This is a genomic window from Pseudomonas sp. IT-347P, from assembly GCF_949768005.1.
Classification (GTDB): Bacteria; Pseudomonadota; Gammaproteobacteria; order Pseudomonadales; family Pseudomonadaceae; genus Aquipseudomonas.
Genome location: NZ_CATKPQ010000001.1, coordinates 197,026 through 215,418, shown reverse-complemented (window position 1 = coordinate 215,418; position 18,393 = coordinate 197,026). Strand labels below are relative to the sequence as shown.

Genomic DNA, 18,393 nt, shown 5'->3' with positions numbered 1-18,393 from the left:
TTAATTGCGCTTTTCTATCGAATAAAGGAAAAGCGCCTATATATAGAAGCGATCCTCAGTCTGATTCGAAATCGATCAGAAAACACGCGCGCACCCTATACCCAATGGTTTGGGCACCTAGAGGTGAGCAAGCACTGAGAATGGGGGCTTCAACAATAGATGGTGTCCCAGGGCAGGTTCGAACTGCCAACCTTCCCCTTAGGAGGGGGATGCTCTATCCAATTGAGCTACTGAGACACACGTTTTGATGCAGCAGACGCTGCATGACGAACGGCGTGCATGTTAACGACCGAACCGCGATTTGTCATGTCGTCCGCAGGCTTTTTAAGTGTAGGCAGGCGTCGTGCATTCCTGCGGGAAGAATTACCGTGCATTTTGCACTTCCAATAGAAAGCCAGCATTGCAGATTGCAATCCTCCTAACTCAAGAAATACGCTTAACCTATTGTTTTTAAAAGAATTAATAGAGGTTAGACTGTTGGCACGACGGCTGCTTTGCCTGTTTTATACAAGAACATTCGGAGCACGCCCCATGAACAGCACCCTTTTGCTTGCAAACGCAATTGCCCTGGCGGTTTTGGTGAGTTTTCACTTCATGGCCGACAATGGTGGGACGGCGCCATTGGCTCAGCGCATGCCGCATTATTTGCAGGTACAAAAAGCGCCACAACTGGCAGTGCTAAGCGATCAAGACACCCCTACCCCGCAAGCCGTCAGGAATTCTGAGCAAGCGCTCTCTGAACTGACGTCCGAACATCTGATTTTTTGAAATATCTTCAGGAGCAAAACATGTCCAAGTCAGCTGCGGGATTTCTGATCCTCGCCTTATTGAGTGGCGTGGTGCATTTATCGCTATTCGACGGAATCGAAATCAGCCCGCCACTGGTTGGTTGCGGCTTTTTTGCCGTGTTATTTGTGCTGGCATTGGCCGCGGGACGAAAAATCAAATTTGATCCGGTTTTACGCTGAGTTCAATCAACAGCAAAAGATTATTGACAGCCTCCGCCAGATTGCCAGAGTTATCGATGTGATGGGCCGGCCCATCACTTGAACGCCGATCCTTGAATAACGCATTGCGAGCCAGCCTTGCATCAATCTGCTCAAGCGTCTCCCGCCCACGAATGAGCAGGCGATCTCGTAACACCTCATCCTTGACCGTTAGCAAAACAGGTAACAGCGTAGGGTAGCGCTCCATCGCTTTTCGCAGATTCGCCCGAGAGCCATTCACTAAAACATGCACACCAGCATTCAAAAGCTGATCCATTTCCACGGGAATGCCATAGGCAAGACCATTGGCACGCCAAGCCAGCGAAAAATGGCCTGCTCGCTCGCGACGTTCGAATTCTTCCGATGTCACGCCAATTGCATCCTCCCCAACTGATTCGGCAGATCGCGTGATCACTCGGCGCATCACCTGGCAATTCAAAGCACGCAAGGGCTCCCGAGCCGCCCCAATCAAACTGTCCTTGCCTGAACCGGACGGCCCCATCAAATAAATCAGCTTGCCATCCATCCTGAAAAAGCCCTCCAGCAGTTGCCCGCCCCTAGTAAATCGGCAATTTGCCACTATCCTGTATAAGTAAGGAACAAGGATGCAGACCCGCACAGCATGCACGTTCTGATGCCTTCGGACATCAATTGATGTAGAGCAGGAAGCATACAAGGGCGCGGGTAGAGACGAAGATTTCAAACCAGTCCGCATTTCTGATGATTGGTGCTGGCATTACGCCTTTACCCAGCTCAATATTTGTCACAGAATTGACGCCAATGATCTGGCAATTTTGAGGCATGATGCGGGCCTCTTAACAATTCAGGTTGAACCATTTGGCGCGGATGCTTGTCCTACCACACATCCTGCGGCCAATCCCGAGAACCGCTCCCCTGAACTAACCGGTTAAATATATGCGCCCATTGAAACAGGCAATTTATTCCAGCCGTACGGCTGACAAGTTCGTCGTACGTCTGCCAGACGGAATGCGTGAACGCATTGCCGAGGTGGCTCGCAATCATCATCGCAGCATGAACTCCGAGATCATTGCGCGCCTTGAGCAGAGTCTTATTCAGGAAGGTGCGCTGGGCGAAGAGCTGAGCATGCGCCTGGACAGCCCGGAGCTGTCATTGCACGAGCGCGAGCTGCTGCAACGCTTCCGCCAGCTGTCTCACCGTCAACAGAACGCCTTGGTGTCCTTGATTGCCCACGACGCTGAAATGGCAGCCGACGCGTCCTGAGCATTCCGAACATCTCAAGCCAGCTTAATTGCTGGCTTTTTTTTGCGCGAATTTTGAGTTTTCCAGGCACAAAAAAGCCCGCCAGACTGGCGGGCTGTTTTTGCTGTAGCTGATCAGAGCAGGAAGATCGTCGCCAACCCAAGGAAGATGAAGAAACCACCGCTGTCGGTCATCGCAGTGATCATTACACTCGCCCCCATCGCCGGATCTCGCCCCATCTTAGCCAGCGTCATCGGGATCAACACCCCCATCAATGCAGCCAGCAATAGATTGAGCGTCATTGCCGCGGTCATTACCACACCCAACGACCAACTGCCATAAAGCAGATAAGCAACGACACCGATCACACCACCCCAGACCAAGCCGTTGATCAAGCCAACCGCCAGCTCCTTGCGCATCAGGCGCGAAGTATTACCGGTGCTGACCTGGTCGAGTGCCATGGCGCGAACAATCATGGTGATCGTCTGGTTACCGGAATTACCGCCAATACCCGCTACGATCGGCATCAACGCCGCAAGTGCTACCAGCTTCTCGATCGAGCCCTCGAACAGACCGATCACTCGAGACGCGACAAACGCAGTGATCAAGTTGATCGCCAGCCATGCCCAACGGTTACGCAGCGACTTCCAGACCGACGCGAAGATATCTTCCTCTTCACGCAGACCCGCCATGTTGAGCACTTCGCTCTCGCTTTCTTCACGAATCAAGTCGACCATTTCGTCGATAGTCAAACGGCCAATCAATTTGCCGTTCTTGTCGACTACCGGGGCCGAGATCAAGTCATAACGCTCGAACGCCTGCGCGGCGTCGTAGGCATCTTCGTCCGGGTGGAAACTCACCGGATCGCTGGCCATCACTTCGGCAACTTGTTTGTCCGGGTCGTTGACCAACAGGCGTTTGATCGGCAGCACCCCTTTGAGCACGCCGTCGTAATCAACCACGAACAACTTGTCGGTATGGCCCGGTAGCTCTTTGAGGCGACGCAGATACCGCAGAACCACTTCGAGACTGACATCCTCACGGATGGTCACCATCTCGAAGTCCATCAGCGCACCAACCTGCTCCTCGTCGTAAGACAATGCCGATCGCACGCGCTCGCGCTGCTGGTTATCCAGACTCTCCATCAGCTCATGGACGACATCTCGCGGCAGCTCGGAAGCCAAGTCAGCAAGTTCGTCGGCGTCCATGTCCTTGGCCGCAGCCAGGAGCTCGTGATCGTCCATGTCGGCGATCAGGGTTTCACGAACGGAGTCGGATACTTCGAGAAGAATGTCGCCGTCGCGATCAGCCTTGACCAATTGCCAAAGCGTCAGACGGTCGTCCAGCGGCAAGGCTTCGAGGATGTAGGCGACGTCGGCGGAGTGCAGATCATCGAGCTTGCGTTGCAGCTCGACGAGATTTTGCCGATGAACCAGGTTTTCGACGCGATCGTGATGCGCACCTTCCTGACGATGAGTCAGGTCTTCGACGACCCGCTGGCGCTGCAGCAACTCGACGACCTGAGCCAGGCGATCCTGCAGGCTTTCTTGTGTTTTCTTTACTTCGATTTCAGACATAGGCGAACTCCACTCCCAGCAGCGGGGCACGCCGGAAGAATCAATCAGTCAATTCATGATTGGTGAAACGGGCTACTGAGTAACTACTGGGTAAGTCCATGGAATTTTTCCATAAGCCCCGGCGGGGCTGACGGGCGCAATGATACACCGCCTGACGGTTTAAAACGTTAAAAAATCGCGGTCGAAACAAGCGCTTGCGAAACAAACCTGAGCGCCCTCCTGATCCTTGCTATGCGACGACTCATTCTGAAAAGAAAACACACCGGCGTCGAAAAATGCAGCGTCTACCCTTGAGCGTAGATCGTCATGGAGGACGTCGAATGCCCCTGAAAACATCTCACCTCGTAATCGCCAGCCTGCTTTGCTTTCCGCCTAGCGGGGCCGCCGTTACCCTACATCGCTGCGAAGCCGATGATGGCAGCATCACCTTCACCTCGATGAGCTGTGCGCACGGCGAGCGGCGCTCAGCACAGGAAGTTCATCCTTATGCTCCTGGATCAGTTGTGGCGGTGATGCCGGAACACAACCATGAGGTGATATCCGGCATGACTTCCAAAGCTCGTGCACCAGGGATTGTTGGCCACGCTGAAGACCGATGCGGAAACTTGATCGACGCCAGGCAACGTCGCGAAGCGATCATCAATCGCCGTGTCATTGCCGGTATGAGCCAGCAAGATGTCGAGAGCGCGCTAGGCAAGCCGGACAAGGTAAATATCCGAACATCGACGACGAGCTATCGATACGACCTCAAGCGAGGACGTTCGGCTCAGATTGATTTTGATGAGCAAGGATGCGTGAAGGCAAAAGCCAAATCCCGGACAGCAAAAAGCCCGCGTTGAACGCGGGCTTTTCGGTATATGGTGCACTCGACAGGATTCGAACCTGTGACCGCTCGGTTCGTAGCCGAGTACTCTATCCAGCTGAGCTACGAGTGCATTTGTGTTTTTAGACCAGACCACAACTGGTTGAAACCAAGTTATTCACATTGCTGCAACTAACTCTTAAATGGTGCACTCGACAGGATTCGAACCTGTGACCGCTCGGTTCGTAGCCGAGTACTCTATCCAGCTGAGCTACGAGTGCATTTGTGTTTGTTGGACCAGATCACACCTGGTTGAAGCCAAGTCATTTACATTGCTGTAACTGACTCTTAAATGGTGCACTCGACAGGATTCGAACCTGTGACCGCTCGGTTCGTAGCCGAGTACTCTATCCAGCTGAGCTACGAGTGCATTTGTTGCGCCGCATTATAGCCCGTCTAATCTCTATTCCAACCACTTTTTCTATTAATTTCAACAACTTACAGAAAAAGCCAGATTACAACGTACTAAGCAAATAATGGCGGAGAACGGGGGATTCGAACCCCCGACACCCTTGTGAGGTGTACTCCCTTAGCAGGGGAGCGCCTTCGGCCACTCGGCCAGCTCTCCGCAACACGGGGCGTATCTTAACCAACCTTTTCCCCGTTTGCAAACATAAAAATCGATAAAAATTAATGGCTTGGTTCTTCGTCCTTCTCTTTCTTTATACGCAGGTAAATTTCCTCACGGTGCACTGCAACCTCTTTCGGGGCATTGACGCCGATACGCACTTGGTTTCCTTTAACGCCGAGCACGGTCACGGTGATTTCGCCATCACCGATAATCAGGCTTTCTGCGCACCGACGAGTCAGAATCAGCATACCTTTCTCCTCACGCAATTCAGTTCAGGGACAACAGTCTGCAAAAAAAAGGCACCCGACCTACAACCGGAGCGATCGTAGCCCTACATGCCTGAGTATTGACCAGCGCGAGCAAAAGAACAGTTCAGGGCTCGCGCCATTCAAAAATAAAGGGCGCGGTCAGACCGCGCCCTTCAAGAAACGGAATTACTCGCCCTGACGGGCCGGAGCATCCAGTTCGAAAGCCGTGTGCAGGGCGCGCACCGCCAGTTCCAGGTACTTCTCTTCAATCACCACGGAAACCTTGATTTCCGAAGTCGAGATCATCTGGATGTTAATGCTTTCTTTTGCCAGGGATTCGAACATGCGGCTGGCCACGCCCGCGTGGGAACGCATGCCGACACCGACGATCGAGACCTTGGCAATCTTGGTGTCGCCGACGACTTCACGGGCACCGATCTCGCGAGCAGTGTTTTCCAGCACGGTTTGTGCGGCCTGGTAGTCATTGCGGTGCACGGTGAAGGTGAAGTCGGTGGTGTTATCGTGCGCGACGTTCTGCACGATCATGTCGACTTCGATGTTCGCGGCACTGATCGGGCCGAGAATCTTGAACGCCACACCCGGGGTGTCTGGCACGCCACGGATGGTCAGCTTGGCTTCATCGCGGTTGAAAGCGATGCCGGAAATGATCGGCTGTTCCATGGTTTCCTCTTCATCAATAGTAATGAGGGTGCCCGGACCCTCCTTGAAGCTGTGCAGTACGCGCAGCGGAACGTTGTACTTGCCGGCGAATTCCACCGCACGGATCTGCAGCACCTTGGAACCGAGGCTGGCCATTTCCAGCATCTCTTCAAAGGTAATCTTGTCCAGCCGCTGAGCGACCGGTACAACGCGCGGGTCGGTGGTGTAGACACCGTCAACGTCGGTGTAGATCTGGCACTCGTCAGCCTTCAACGCGGCAGCCAGTGCCACGCCAGTCGTGTCGGAACCGCCACGCCCCAGCGTGGTGATGTTGCCGTGCTCGTCGACGCCCTGGAACCCGGCGACAACCACCACGCGACCGGCCTTCAGATCACCACGAATCTTCTGGTCATCAATCTGCAAGATACGCGCTTTATTGTGCGCACTGTCCGTCAGGATCCGCACCTGATTACCGGTGTACGACACCGCCGGCACACCGCGCTTGATCAGCGCCATGGCCAACAGGGCAATCGTCACCTGCTCACCGGTGGAAACGATCACGTCCAGTTCGCGCGGAACCGGTTGAGTATCGCCACTGATTTGCTTGGCCAGATCGATCAGACGGTTGGTTTCGCCGCTCATTGCAGACAGCACAACCACCAGGTCATCGCCGGCATCGCGGAATTTCTTAACCTTGTCGGCGACCTGCTCGATTCTCTCGACAGTACCGACCGAGGTGCCTCCAAATTTCTGTACGATCAAAGCCATTTCAAAGCCGCCTCTGCCCATGAAGGGCGCCCAATAATCACTCGAACAGCCGCCCGGCCCACCACTAGACTGCGGGCCGGACGGACTGCCTTATAAACCCTGCTCGACGAATGGAACGGTCAGTGCCAGTGCGCCGTCCAGCGCGCCGGCGTCGACACCGCCGCCCTGCGCCATGTCCGGACGACCACCGCCCTTCCCGCCCACTGCCGCAGCAGCCTGCTTCATCAAATCACCGGCTTTGAGTTGGCCAGTCAGGTCCTTGGTTACGCCTGCAACCAGTACGACCTTTTCCTCATGGACACTGCCGAGCAGGATCACTGCGCGGCCGAGTTTGTTTTTCAGTTGATCGACCAGCGCCAGCAGCGCCTTGCCGTCCTGACCATCCAGACGTGCAGCCAGAACCTTCACATCCTTGACGTCCACTGCCGAGGCCGACAGATCGTCGCCCGCGGCGCTGGCAGCCTTGGCCTGCAACTGCTCGAGTTGTTTCTCCAGTTGCCGATTGCGCTCCAGCACAGCCGACAGCTTGTCGATCAGGTTGTCGCGGCTGCCCTTGACCAGGCTGGCCGCTTCCTTGAGTTGTTCTTCTGCCGCGTTCAAGTAGGCCAGTGCCGCAGCACCAGTGACAGCCTCGATACGACGCACGCCCGATGCCACGCCGCCTTCACTGATGATTTTCAGCAAACCGATGTCACCGGTACGGTTGGCGTGGATACCGCCGCACAGCTCGACGGAGAAATCGCCGCCCATGCTCAGCACGCGCACGCTGTCGCCGTACTTCTCGCCGAACAGCGCCATGGCGCCTTTGTTCTTGGCGGTTTCGATGTCGGTCTCTTCGGTTTCAACGGCGGAGTTCTTGCGAATCTCGGCGTTGACGATGTCTTCCAGTGCTTTGATCTGTTCCGGCTTGATCGCTTCAAAGTGGCTGAAGTCGAAACGCAGACGCTGGCTGTCCACCAACGAACCTTTCTGCTGAACGTGCTCGCCCAGAACCTGACGCAATGCAGCGTGCAGCAAGTGGGTGGCCGAGTGGTTCAGCGAAGTCGCGTGACGCACTTCGGCGTCGACGTGGGTTTCCACCGGCGCGCCGATGGTCAGGCTGCCCGAATCCAGCACGCCGTGGTGCAGGAACGCGCCGCCGGTCTTGGTGGTGTCACGCACATCGAAACGCGCGCTGCCTGCCTGCAGGAAACCGCAGTCGCCGATCTGGCCGCCGGATTCAGCGTAGAACGGCGTCTGATTCAGCACGATCACCGCCTCTTCGCCTTCATTCAAGACGTCGACCGACTGGCCATCTTTATAGATGGCGACGATTTTTGCCGAACCGCTGGTGTCCTTGTAACCGGTAAATTCGGTGGCGACATCAACCTTGACCAGGGTGTTGTAGTCCAGACCGAACGAGCTGGCCGAACGTGCACGAACACGCTGGGCTTCCATCTCACGCTCGAAACCGACTTCGTCCACGGTCAGGCCGCGCTCACGCGCGATGTCGGCGGTCAGGTCCATCGGGAACCCGTAGGTGTCGTAGAGTTTGAACACCACGTCGCCAGGCACCACGGTGCCTTTGAGTTCCAGCAGATCCTGCTCGAGGATCTTCAGGCCGTGCTCCAGCGTCTTGGAGAACTGCTCTTCTTCGGCCTTGAGCACGCGCTCGATGTTGCTCTGCTGCTTCTTCAGTTCCGGGAACGCTTCGCCCATCTCGGCGACCAGCGCCGCAACGATCTTGTAGAAGAAGCTGCCGGTCGCGCCCAGCTTGTTACCGTGACGGCAAGCGCGGCGGATGATCCGGCGCAGTACATAACCGCGACCTTCGTTGGACGGCAGCACGCCGTCGGCGATCAGGAAACCGCACGAACGAATGTGGTCGGAAACCACTTTCAGCGAGGATTGATCGCCGTTTTCGCAACCGATGGCTTCAGCCGACGCCTTCAGCAGGTTCTTGAACAGGTCGATGTCGTAGTTGGAATTGACGTGCTGCATCACCGCACTGATCCGCTCCAGGCCCATGCCGGTGTCGACCGACGGCGCTGGCAACGGATGCAACACGCCATCGGCGGTGCGGTTGAACTGCATGAACACGTTGTTCCAGATCTCGATGTAACGGTCGCCGTCTTCTTCTGGCGAACCCGGTGGGCCGCCCCAGATGTGGTCGCCGTGATCGTAGAAAATCTCGGTGCATGGGCCGCACGGGCCGGTATCGCCCATGGTCCAGAAGTTGTCGGAGGCGTACGGCGCGCCTTTGTTGTCGCCGATGCGGATCATGCGCTCGACCGGCACACCGATTTGTTGGGTCCAGATGTCATACGCTTCATCGTCGGAGGCGTAGACGGTGACCCAGAGTTTTTCCTTCGGCAGTTGCAGAACGCCGGTCAGGAAGGTCCACGCGTAGGTAATCGCGTCCTTCTTGAAATAGTCACCGAAGCTGAAGTTACCGAGCATTTCGAAGAACGTGTGGTGACGAGCGGTATAACCGACGTTTTCCAGATCGCTGTTCTTGCCACCGGCACGCACGCACTTCTGGCTGCTGGTCGCACGGGTGTACGCACGTTTTTCCTGGCCCAGGAAGCAGTCCTTGAACTGGTTCATCCCCGCGTTAGTGAACAGCAGGGTTGGGTCGTTGCCCGGAATCAAAGAGCTGGAGGCTACACGGGTGTGGCCTTGCTCTTCGAAGAAGCGAAGGAAGGCTTCACGGATTTCTGCGCTTTTCATTAGGTTCTTCCACGGAGGCTGCGGCCAAAGGCCTGTTCGAAACGTCAACAGACGAAGCGACGGCAAAGGGCCGCATTATATCGGCCCTGCGCGCGGGGTACAGCGTGTTTATACGATAGAAACGGTCAATTGGACGGCTAACGCTGTCACTTGCGCGAAAACTCGACGAATGTCGCGATCACTTGCTCGATTTGCGAGCGATTGACGTCCATGTGCGTGACCATGCGCAGACGCGCAGCGGCGCTCAACTTGATCCCGCGCTCGCTGGCAAACGCCTTGAGCGCTTCGGCTTCGTCGCCCATTTGCACATAAACCATGTTGGTTTGCACCGGTTCGACGATGAAACCTGCTTCACGCAGGCCGTCGGCCAGCAACTGAGCGTTGGCATGGTCGTCCGCCAGACGTTCGATATTGTGGTCCAGCGCATACAGCCCCGCCGCTGCCAGCAGCCCGGCCTGACGCATGCCGCCGCCGACCATTTTGCGCAGACGACGGGCCTTGCCGATCAGTTGTTCAGAGCCGCACAACACCGAGCCGACCGGCGCGCCGAGGCCTTTGGACAGGCACACCGACACCGAATCAAAGTACTGAGTGATTTCCCGAGCCTCGACGCCCAGCTTGACTGCGGCGTTGTAAAGGCGCGCGCCGTCGAGGTGCAGTTGCAAGCCTTTGTCCTGAGTGAAGCGGCGGGCGCGGGCCAGATACTCCAGCGGGAGCACTTTGCCCTGCATGGTGTTTTCCAGCGCCAGCAGACGAGTCCGGGCGAAATGGAAATCGTCAGGTTTGATCGCTGACGCGACCTGATCGAGATCCAGCGAGCCATCGGTCTGTACTTCCAGCGGCTGCGGCTGGATCGAGCCGAGCACCGCCGCCCCACCGCCCTCGTATTTGTAGGTATGTGCCTGCTGACCCACGATGTATTCGTCGCCGCGCTCACAATGCGCCATCAACCCCAGCAGGTTGCTCATGGTGCCCGTCGGCACAAACAAAGCGGCGGCGAAACCCAGTCGTTTGGCCAGTTCGGCTTCCAGACGATTGACCGTCGGATCTTCGCCGTACACATCATCCCCGGTATCCGCCGCAGTCATCGCGTCGAGCATGGCGGGAGTCGGTTGGGTGACGGTGTCGCTGCGAAGATCGATAACGCTCATGAACCTGGCCTCAAGTCAGCAGGGGAAATCCCTTTACGAATTGGAATTACTGCGGTCATCGCGCGGATTAATCAACCCTTGCGCAAGGAAAAGTCGTTTCGAATGGCCAGAAAACTCGATGGCAATCATCAGAAAGGCGCAATGCACAGAGCCACAATCTGTGTTAAAAACGCTGCGCTGCCCGAGAAAGGGCGGCAAAAACGTTCTCAGGGCGGGGTGCAATTCCCCACCGGCGGTAATTGCGCGCAATGCGCATAGCCCGCGAGCGCTTGGTGACGGACACAGCTTTGGCGGTGCACGGCGGCAAGGTCAGCAGACCCGGTGTGATTCCGGGGCCGACGGTCATAGTCCGGATGAAGAGAGAACGGGATTGACGCCAAAGGGCCGTCCGCGTGCATTCGTGCGTGCGCTCGTACCCTTGAATCCCTTTCGATTCATATCGCCCTGTTTTTCACACAAACAGGAGTCAGAACATGCAACCCACCGCTATCGACAGCAAAAGCAAACACCCTCAGGGCGAGCGCGTCGCGTTCATTCAAGCCTGCTGGCACAAGGAAATCGTCGATCAGAGCCGTAAAGGCTTCGTCGCCGAAATGATTGCCTTGGGTTATCAGGAATCGGACATCGACATCTTCGAAGTCGGCGGCGCCTTTGAAATGCCTCTGCACGCCAAGTTGCTGGCCAAGACCGGTCGTTATGCCGGCATCGTCGCGGCAGCGCTGGTTGTGGACGGCGGCATCTACCGTCACGAATTCGTCGCCCAGTCGGTGGTCAGCGGTCTGATGCAGGTGCAGCTGGAAACCGAAGTGCCGGTGTTCTCGGTATCCCTGACCCCGCATCACTTCCATGCTGGCGACGAACATCAGAAGTTCTTCTTTGAGCATTTTGTGCACAAGGGCCAGGAAGCGGCGCGGACTTGCGCCGATACGCTGCGCAAGGTTCGCGCATTGCGCCGTACCGAGCCGCATGCGGTAGCCGTGTAACGTCGAGTGAGTTTTTGACCTCACTCAAATCAAATGTGGGAGCGAGCCTGCTCGCGATGAGGGACTGCCAGCCGACGACAAGTTGACTGGTAGGCCGCTTTCGCGAGCAGGCTCGCTCCCACATTGGTTTTGTGCCGATTCAAATGTCGCTATCAGGCGAGGTTTTCGTCGGTGGTCGGGACGATCAGGATGCCCGCGCGCAAGCCGTTCTTGACCTTGGGATTGGGGAAGATGATCCGTGCGCCCTCTTCCTCGATGATCCAGCGGGTATTGGCCAGATCTTCGGCCAACACGTAGCCCATCTCCAGCTCGGAAAAGTTTTCGATGTCCTGCGGCAGGTTCAGGCGGAACGCATCGCTGTGCTTGATGATTTCCCGCGCAACGCTGAACAGCTGCAAACCATCCAGTCCCTGTTCCGCCATCTCCGGCTCGGTGCCTTCGATGATCTGTTGCAAGCGCGTTTCCAGCAACGCGACATTGACCCCGTCGTTCTGCCCGAAAGGCCGTGCCTTGCCCAGTTCCAGCGTGAAAGACTCGGCGCCAAGCTTGTCGTAGGTGTAAGAGCTGAACACGATCGACGGTTTATTCTGCAGCAACACCGCTTCCATCCCGGCAGCGCGCAGGCGTGCCAGTTGCAGACGCGAATGTTGACGTCCCTCCTTCCACGGATACAGTGCGAATTGTTCGATCTTCGAACCACGGATCGCCGTGTGCAGGTCGTAATGCAAACGCTGACGATCCGGCAGGCTGAAGAAACTCGCCGCCAGACGTTCCAGCTCACAGGCTCGCAGCGCTTCGCTGCCACTGCTTTGTTCATGACGGCCGTTGAACAGCCGATTGACGTCCTGCTCGACGAAACGCTCACCTTTGCGAATCGCTTCCGGGTTGCCGAACAGGAACAGAATGCGCGCGCGCGGCTTCAGATCGCCGCGGGCGATGTCGTGCAGCAGCCGATCAAGCAACTCGATCGGCGCCGTTTCGTTGCCATGGATACCCGCTGACAGCAGCAGGTCCAGGCCATTGTCGCGTGCTTCAGGTGGCCGGACTTCCAGCGCACCTTCGCTCAACCAGCGCATACGCACGCCTTCGACTGTCAGTTGAGTCTTCTCCGCCGGTTCGCGGCCGGCGAGGGTCAGTTCAAGCAGTTTGCCGAGGGCGAGCATAGAGCGGTTTCCTTAGTGGTCGTGGTTGCAATCCGGGCCGTGCACGTGGTCTTCATCGTCGCCGACGTCAGCCGGTTCCATTTCCAGTTGCAGACTTACCAGATTAGTCGCCAATGGGCGCAGCAGCAGGTTGGCGTACTCTTCGTCACCTTCCTCGACGTCCACGCCGATCAGCAGTTGGCCACGGCCGTCCTGCTGGATCCACAGCTCTTTGCCTTGCCACATGACCGCGACGCGGGTGCACGAGGTTTGCAGTTGCGTGCCGTCGGTGTCTTCAAGGATCAGCTGCAGGGAATCGCTCATGTTTTTACTCTCTTGGGGAGACAAGCCGCGCGCCACGTTCAGGCGACGCGCCGGCCATCAATTGATCTGGAATGGATAAACCGCGCCCAGTTTAAGGATTTGCGTCAGTTCATCCAGTGCCGTCCGGCATTCAAGCAGCAATTGCGGATCCGCCAGATCGGTTTCGCTCAGGCGGTCGCGGTAGTGCTTTTCAACCCATGCGGTCAACGAACCGTACAACGGTGGCGTCATGATAACGCTTGGGTTGACCGCCGCCAGTTCGGTTTCGTTAAGCGCGACGCGCAGACGCAGACACGCCGGGCCACCGCCGTTCTGCATGCTTTGCTTGAGATCGAAGACTTTCACTTCGCGAATCAGACCGCCGGAGCTGGTCAGTTCTTGCAGGTAAGTCCAGACGCGCTCGTTGGCCTGGCACTCTTGCGGCACGATCAGCAGCATCGAACCGTCAGGACGTGAGAGCAACTGGCTGTTGAACAGATAGGAGCGCACCGCGTCATCCACGGTGACTGCCGAACGCTGCACACACACCGACTGGAAGTTGCCGCCGACTTTGCCGAGTTTGCCTTGCAATTCGGCCAACATTTGATCGGTGTCGAGGAATGCATCCTCGTGATAGAACAGCACTTCCCCGTTACCCACGGCGATCACGTCGTTGTGGAACACGCCCTGATCGATCACGTTCGGATTTTGCTGGGCATAGACCACGCCTTCGTCTCGCAGACCGTGCAGACGGGCAACGGCTTGCGAAGCTTCAAGGGTCTGGCGCGCCGGGTATTTCTGCGGCGCCGGGAAACGGTTGTCGAACGCACTGCGACCGAACACAAAAAACTCGACGCCCGCCTCGCCGTATTCACGGCAGAAACGTGTGTGATTGGCCGCGCCTTCGTCACCGAACTGCGCCACTGCCGGCAACGCGGCGTGATGAGCAAAGTGCTGCTGATTGGCAAACATCGCGCCGAGCACGCGACTGGTGGTCGGGTGCTCGATGCTGCGGTGGTATTTGCAGTTGAGGTTGGCGGCGGTGAAGTGCACGCGACCGTCAGCGGTGTCGGCACTCGGGCTGACCGTGGCAGCGTTGGCTACCCACATGCTCGACGCCGAACAACTGGCAACCAGCAGCGGCATGGCTTCTTTGGCGGCGCGCTCGATCACTTGCGCATCAGTGCCACTGAAACCCAAGCGGCGCAGAGCGGCCACGTCCGGGCGTTCCTGTGGCGCCAGCACGCCTTGCTGAAAGCCCATTTCCATCAGCGCTTTCATCTTCGCCAGACCTTGCAGCGCCGCTTCCTTCGGATTCGATGACTGCTGGCTGTTGCTCTGGGAGGCAACGTTGCCGTAGGACAGGCCACCGTAATTATGGGTCGGCCCCACTAGACCGTCAAAATTGACTTCATAGGATTTCATCAGCGAGGCTCCACGAGAATCTGTTGTTATAGGCTTCAGGTAACAATTCAGTCAGACCGCGTCGCGGCTATCGCGAGCTGGCTCACTCCTACAGGTTTAGCGGTGAACACACATGTTGTGTACGACACATATCCTGTGGGAGTGAGCCTGCTCGCGATGGCCGTTACGCCATTTTCACGCCGGGCGTCAGGGCTGCTGGCAAAGTCAGGCTCGGGGTTTCCAGCGATGCCACCGGGTACGCGCAGTAATCCGCCGCGTAATAGGCACTGGCGCGATGGTTGCCCGAGGCCCCGACACCACCAAACGGTGCGCTGCTCGCAGCGCCGGTCAGCTGCTTGTTCCAATTGACGATGCCGGCACGACTTTCCAGCCAGAACTGCTGATAACGCGCTTCGGAATCCGACAACAGACCTGCGGCCAGGCCGTAAGCGGTGTCATTGGCTTCAGCGATCGCTGCTTCGAAATCGGCGTAGCGAATCACTTGCAGCAACGGGCCGAACAGTTCTTCGTCCGGACGCTCGGCCACCGCAGTGACATCAAGAATCCCCGGGGTCAGCAGCGCGGCTTGTGGCTGTGGCTGCGTCATCGCCAGCAGCGACACGGCGCCATTGGCCAACAGATGTTCTTGCGCATCCATCAGCGCTTTCGCCGCGCCGAGGGAAATCACCGCGCCCATGAACGGCGCCGGTTGCTGATCGAATGCACCGACTTCAATACTCGCGCTGACTTCCACCAGACGCTTGAGCAGGCTATCGCCCCAGGCGCCTTGCGGCACCAGCAGACGACGGGCGCAGGTGCAGCGCTGGCCGGCAGAAATGAACGCCGACTGAATGATCGCGTAAACGGCTGCGTCGAGGTCGGCGACCTGATCGACCACCAAAGGGTTGTTACCGCCCATTTCCAGCGCAAGGATCTTGTCCGGACGCCCGGCGAATTGCTGGTGCAGATGGTTGCCGGTGCGGCTCGAACCGGTAAAGAACAGACCGTCGATACCTGGGTTCGCCGCCAGCGCGATGCCGGTTTCGCGAGCGCCTTGCAGCAGATTCAAAACACCTGCCGGCAGACCGGCTTCGATCCAGCACCTGACTGTCAGCTCGGCGACTTTCGGAGTCAGTTCGCTGGGCTTGAACAGCACGCTGTTACCCGCCAGCAGCGCCGGCACGATGTGGCCGTTCGGCAAGTGACCCGGGAAGTTGTAAGGACCGAACACCGCGACTACGCCGTGCGGTTTGTGGCGCAGTACGGCAGTAGCATCGCCCAGCGGGCCACTCTTCTCGCCGGTGCGTTCGCGGTAGCTCTGCACCGAGATCGCGATCTTGTTGACCATGCTGGTGACTTCGGTCGCGGCTTCCCACAACGGTTTGCCGGTTTCCTCACCGATGGTGCGGGCCAGTTCGTCACTGTGGTTTTTCAGGGCGGCAGCAAACGCTTCGAGGACGCTGATGCGCTCCTCCAGCGTGCGACGTGCCCAACCCGGAAACGCCTGACGCGCAGCCTGCACAGCTGATTCAACCTGAGCTGTCGTGGCGCCCTCCCCTGACCACAGCACTTGCTGGGTCACCGGGTTCAGCGATTGAAAGGCTTCGCCCTGACCGGTCAGCCACTCACCTGCGATGTATAGCGAATTCATTATTTCGACTCCCGTGCAGCGGACAACGCTACGGCGCGCACTTGGTCGCCGGCGTTGAGTTGAAGACGTTTGGCGGTCTGCGGATCGACCACCAGCGTGCCGGCAGCGAGACGCGCCGGCGCAGCGGTGATGCGGCAGTCTTCGCGCTTGCGGTTATGGATGATGAACGGCGTGGCGTCATCGCCCGGCGTACCCACGGCCAGCACCAACGCTTCACTGTCACGCACGGCGCGGATCTTGCCGGTTTCGCATTCGATGGCCGGACCTGCGTCGAAGATATCGACGTAACCCTGATAACTGAAACCTTCGCTCTTGAGCATCGCCAGGGCCGGCTCGGTATCCGGGTGCACCTGCCCGATAACGTTACGCGCGCTTTCGGACAGGAAGCAGGTGTACAGCGGGAACTTCGGCATCAGTTCAGCGATGAAGGCCTTGTTGCCGACACCGGTCAGGTAATCGGCCTGGCTGAATTCCATCTTGAAGAAGTGGCGACCGAGGCTTTCCCAGAATGGCGAACGGCCGGCGTCATCGGAGACACCGCGCATCTCGGCAATGATCTTGTTGCCGAACAATTCAGGGAATTCAGCGATGAACAGCATCCGCGCCTTGGACAGCATGCGACCGTTCAGACCGTTGCGAAAATCGGCGTGCAGGAACAGCGAGCACAACTCGGAATTGCCGGTCAGGTCGTTGGCCAGAAACAGCGTCGGAATCTCGCGATAGATGTTCAGCTCTTGCGAAGCGCTGACGGTCAGGCCGACACGGAAGTTATACCAGGGCTCACGCAGACCGACGGCGCCAGCAATGGCGGAAATCCCTACCACACGACCGTCGTCATCTTCGAGCACGAACAGGTAGTCCGCATCGCCACGGCCAGCCTCGCCGCGAAAGGTCTTCTCGGCCCAGCCGACCCGGTGGGCCAGACGTTCTTCGTTGGCCGGCAATGTGGTCAGGCCGGTACCGGTGCTGCGTGCCAGGTCGATCAGCGCGGCTAAATCGCTGCTGCGTACGGGACGAACAATCATGCTATCTCCTCAAACGGGCCGCCTTCGCCACCCGTGAAACTCGCTAAGGCGTTAAACCGCCACCAGGCGCACGCTGGCACCTTCACCGACGCCCAGGGCTTCGGCCGCTTCCAGATCAAGAGTCACCGGTTTGCCCGGCGCGTAATCCAGCTCCAGCAACACCGCGCGGTAATCCTGCAACTGCGCGTTGGCCACCAGATACTGACGCCCGGCACCCTTGACCGGCTCGCCGATCTTCACCGGCACCACGCGGCTCTGGGCGATCGAACGGATCCCCGAAACACGCGCATGCAGGGTCGGACCACCGTCGAAAATATCGATGTAGTGATCGGTCTCGAAGCCTTCACGCATCAGGATGTCGAAGGTGATCTGCGCACGCGGGTGCACCTGGCCCATCGCCTCTTGGGCGGAATCCGGCAGCAGCGGTACGTAGATCGGGTAATGCGGCATCAGCTCGGCGAGGAACGTGCGGCTTTTCAGGCCGCACAGGCGTTCGGCTTCGGCGTAGTTGAGGTCGAAGAAGTTGCGACCGATGGCATCCCAGAATGGCGAGTCGCCGTTCTCATCGCTGTAACCGACGATCTCGGTCACCACCGAATCGGCGAAACGCTCAGGGTGGCTGGCGACGAACAGCAGACGGCCACGGGAATTGAGTTCGGACCATGGCGAACCGACCAGCTCGCGCTGCACGTAGAAACTGGTGAGCAAGCTGTTGCCGGTCAGGTCGTGGCACTGCGAAAGCACATGGATCTTGTTGTGGATCTTCAGCTCGCGCGAGGCGTGCACGAAGGTCTCGTTGCGAAAGCTGTAAAACGGCTCTGAATAACCGGCCGAAGCAACAATCGCCGAGCAACCCACCAGCTTGCCGGTGGTGGTGTCTTCGAGGACGAAGAAATAGCTTTCCTCACCGTTGAAGCTCACTTCGGCAGCAAACGACGCTTCGCTCGCCGCGATCTTGTCGCTCAGACGTTCCACGTCATCCGGCAAGGAAGTGACACCAATCGGGCTGTCCGCGGCCAGACGCTGTACCTCGCCCAGATCAGCCATTTGCGCAGGGCGCATCACCAGCATGGTGTCACTCCTTTCTCTTATCAATTCACAGAAAAAAACACCGGACACTGTGGGAGCGAGC

Annotated in this window: 17 protein-coding genes, 5 tRNA genes and 1 riboswitch; of the genes, 5 read left to right on the top strand and 17 right to left on the bottom strand. The window is 57.8% G+C overall.

Going from position 1 to position 18,393, the window contains the following annotated elements; translation table 11 throughout:
- Positions 1–160: 160 nt before the first annotated feature.
- A tRNA-Arg gene (locus ACM6IV_RS00970) sits at positions 161–237 on the bottom strand.
- A gap of 294 nt (positions 238–531) precedes the next feature.
- Between ACM6IV_RS00970 and ACM6IV_RS00965 the strand changes: the two genes are divergently transcribed.
- Positions 532–768 (top strand): hypothetical protein, encoded by a 237-nt coding sequence (locus ACM6IV_RS00965; RefSeq protein WP_414868361.1) that lies wholly within the window; start codon positions 532–534, stop codon positions 766–768.
- A gap of 20 nt (positions 769–788) precedes the next feature.
- The gene (locus tag ACM6IV_RS00960; protein WP_414868360.1) at positions 789–968 is read left to right on the top strand and encodes a PA3371 family protein; all 180 of its coding nucleotides are present in this window, start codon (positions 789–791) and stop codon (positions 966–968) included.
- On the opposite strand, the gene phnN is transcribed toward ACM6IV_RS00960, so the two are convergent.
- A complete protein-coding gene (gene phnN, locus ACM6IV_RS00955; RefSeq protein ID WP_414868359.1) occupies positions 943–1,512 on the bottom strand; it encodes a phosphonate metabolism protein/1,5-bisphosphokinase (PRPP-forming) PhnN in 570 nt (189 codons plus the stop codon). The two genes, ACM6IV_RS00960 and phnN, sit on opposite strands and share 26 nt — an antisense overlap.
- 389 nt (positions 1,513–1,901) lie before the next feature.
- Here phnN and ACM6IV_RS00950 point away from each other — a divergent pair, with 389 nt between their 5' ends.
- Positions 1,902–2,228 carry an Arc family DNA-binding protein gene (locus ACM6IV_RS00950; RefSeq protein WP_003178899.1) on the top strand — a complete coding sequence of 109 codons (327 nt, stop codon included), beginning with the start codon at positions 1,902–1,904 and terminating at the stop codon, positions 2,226–2,228.
- 113 nt (positions 2,229–2,341) lie between these two features.
- Here the strand turns inward: ACM6IV_RS00950 and mgtE are convergent, their stop codons facing one another.
- Complete coding sequence (gene mgtE, locus ACM6IV_RS00945; protein ID WP_150776409.1) at positions 2,342–3,784, bottom strand: magnesium transporter; 1,443 nt, start codon at positions 3,782–3,784, stop codon at positions 2,342–2,344.
- Positions 3,785–4,104: 320 nt separating this feature from the next.
- Between mgtE and ACM6IV_RS00940 the strand changes: the two genes are divergently transcribed.
- Positions 4,105–4,623 (top strand): cell envelope protein SmpA, encoded by a 519-nt coding sequence (locus ACM6IV_RS00940; protein ID WP_414868358.1) that lies wholly within the window; start codon positions 4,105–4,107, stop codon positions 4,621–4,623.
- 19 nt (positions 4,624–4,642) lie between these two features.
- Here ACM6IV_RS00940 and ACM6IV_RS00935 read toward each other — a convergent pair.
- The 8 genes from ACM6IV_RS00935 to ltaE all read right to left on the bottom strand — a co-directional run bounded on the left by ACM6IV_RS00935 (position 4,643) and on the right by ltaE (position 10,753).
- Positions 4,643–4,719 (bottom strand) — tRNA-Arg (locus tag ACM6IV_RS00935).
- Positions 4,720–4,790: 71 nt separating this feature from the next.
- Positions 4,791–4,867: transfer RNA gene (locus ACM6IV_RS00930), tRNA-Arg, on the bottom strand.
- A 72-nt stretch (positions 4,868–4,939) separates the two neighbouring features.
- Positions 4,940–5,016, bottom strand: a tRNA-Arg gene (locus tag ACM6IV_RS00925).
- Between the two features lie 107 nt (positions 5,017–5,123).
- Positions 5,124–5,214 (bottom strand) — tRNA-Ser (locus ACM6IV_RS00920).
- Between the two features lie 62 nt (positions 5,215–5,276).
- Positions 5,277–5,465 carry a carbon storage regulator CsrA gene (gene csrA / locus ACM6IV_RS00915; RefSeq protein WP_002554426.1) on the bottom strand — a complete coding sequence of 63 codons (189 nt, stop codon included), beginning with the start codon at positions 5,463–5,465 and terminating at the stop codon, positions 5,277–5,279.
- A gap of 186 nt (positions 5,466–5,651) precedes the next feature.
- Complete coding sequence (locus ACM6IV_RS00910) at positions 5,652–6,893, bottom strand: aspartate kinase (protein ID WP_007919332.1); 1,242 nt, start codon at positions 6,891–6,893, stop codon at positions 5,652–5,654.
- Between the two features lie 90 nt (positions 6,894–6,983).
- A complete protein-coding gene (alaS, locus tag ACM6IV_RS00905) occupies positions 6,984–9,602 on the bottom strand; it encodes an alanine--tRNA ligase (protein WP_414868357.1) in 2,619 nt (872 codons plus the stop codon).
- A 146-nt stretch (positions 9,603–9,748) separates the two neighbouring features.
- A complete protein-coding gene (ltaE, locus tag ACM6IV_RS00900; RefSeq protein ID WP_414868356.1) occupies positions 9,749–10,753 on the bottom strand; it encodes a low-specificity L-threonine aldolase in 1,005 nt (334 codons plus the stop codon).
- 198 nt (positions 10,754–10,951) lie between these two features.
- A riboswitch (FMN riboswitch) is annotated at positions 10,952–11,123 on the top strand.
- Between the two features lie 103 nt (positions 11,124–11,226).
- Here ltaE and ACM6IV_RS00895 point away from each other — a divergent pair.
- The gene (locus ACM6IV_RS00895) at positions 11,227–11,736 is read left to right on the top strand and encodes a 6,7-dimethyl-8-ribityllumazine synthase (protein ID WP_414868355.1); all 510 of its coding nucleotides are present in this window, start codon (positions 11,227–11,229) and stop codon (positions 11,734–11,736) included.
- 152 nt (positions 11,737–11,888) lie between these two features.
- Here the strand turns inward: ACM6IV_RS00895 and astE are convergent, their stop codons facing one another.
- The 6 genes from astE to aruF form a co-directional block, all read right to left on the bottom strand.
- On the bottom strand, positions 11,889–12,899 hold the full coding sequence (gene astE, locus ACM6IV_RS00890) for a succinylglutamate desuccinylase (protein ID WP_414868354.1): 1,011 nt from the start codon (positions 12,897–12,899) through the stop codon (positions 11,889–11,891).
- A gap of 12 nt (positions 12,900–12,911) precedes the next feature.
- Positions 12,912–13,202, bottom strand: coding sequence for a hypothetical protein (locus ACM6IV_RS00885; protein WP_027612641.1), 291 nt, complete (start codon positions 13,200–13,202; stop codon positions 12,912–12,914).
- A 57-nt stretch (positions 13,203–13,259) separates the two neighbouring features.
- Complete coding sequence (gene astB / locus ACM6IV_RS00880) at positions 13,260–14,606, bottom strand: N-succinylarginine dihydrolase (protein ID WP_414868353.1); 1,347 nt, start codon at positions 14,604–14,606, stop codon at positions 13,260–13,262.
- Positions 14,607–14,769: 163 nt separating this feature from the next.
- Positions 14,770–16,239, bottom strand: a complete 1,470-nt coding sequence (gene astD, locus ACM6IV_RS00875) for a succinylglutamate-semialdehyde dehydrogenase (protein WP_414868368.1) — start codon at positions 16,237–16,239, stop codon at positions 14,770–14,772.
- Entirely contained in the window at positions 16,236–17,261 is a 1,026-nt protein-coding gene (gene astA / locus ACM6IV_RS00870; protein ID WP_414868352.1) for an arginine N-succinyltransferase, read from the bottom strand. The genes astD and astA overlap by 4 nt, the downstream gene beginning before the upstream one ends.
- A gap of 51 nt (positions 17,262–17,312) precedes the next feature.
- Positions 17,313–18,332 carry an arginine/ornithine succinyltransferase subunit alpha gene (aruF, locus tag ACM6IV_RS00865; RefSeq protein WP_414868351.1) on the bottom strand — a complete coding sequence of 340 codons (1,020 nt, stop codon included), beginning with the start codon at positions 18,330–18,332 and terminating at the stop codon, positions 17,313–17,315.
- Positions 18,333–18,393: the final 61 nt, after the last annotated feature.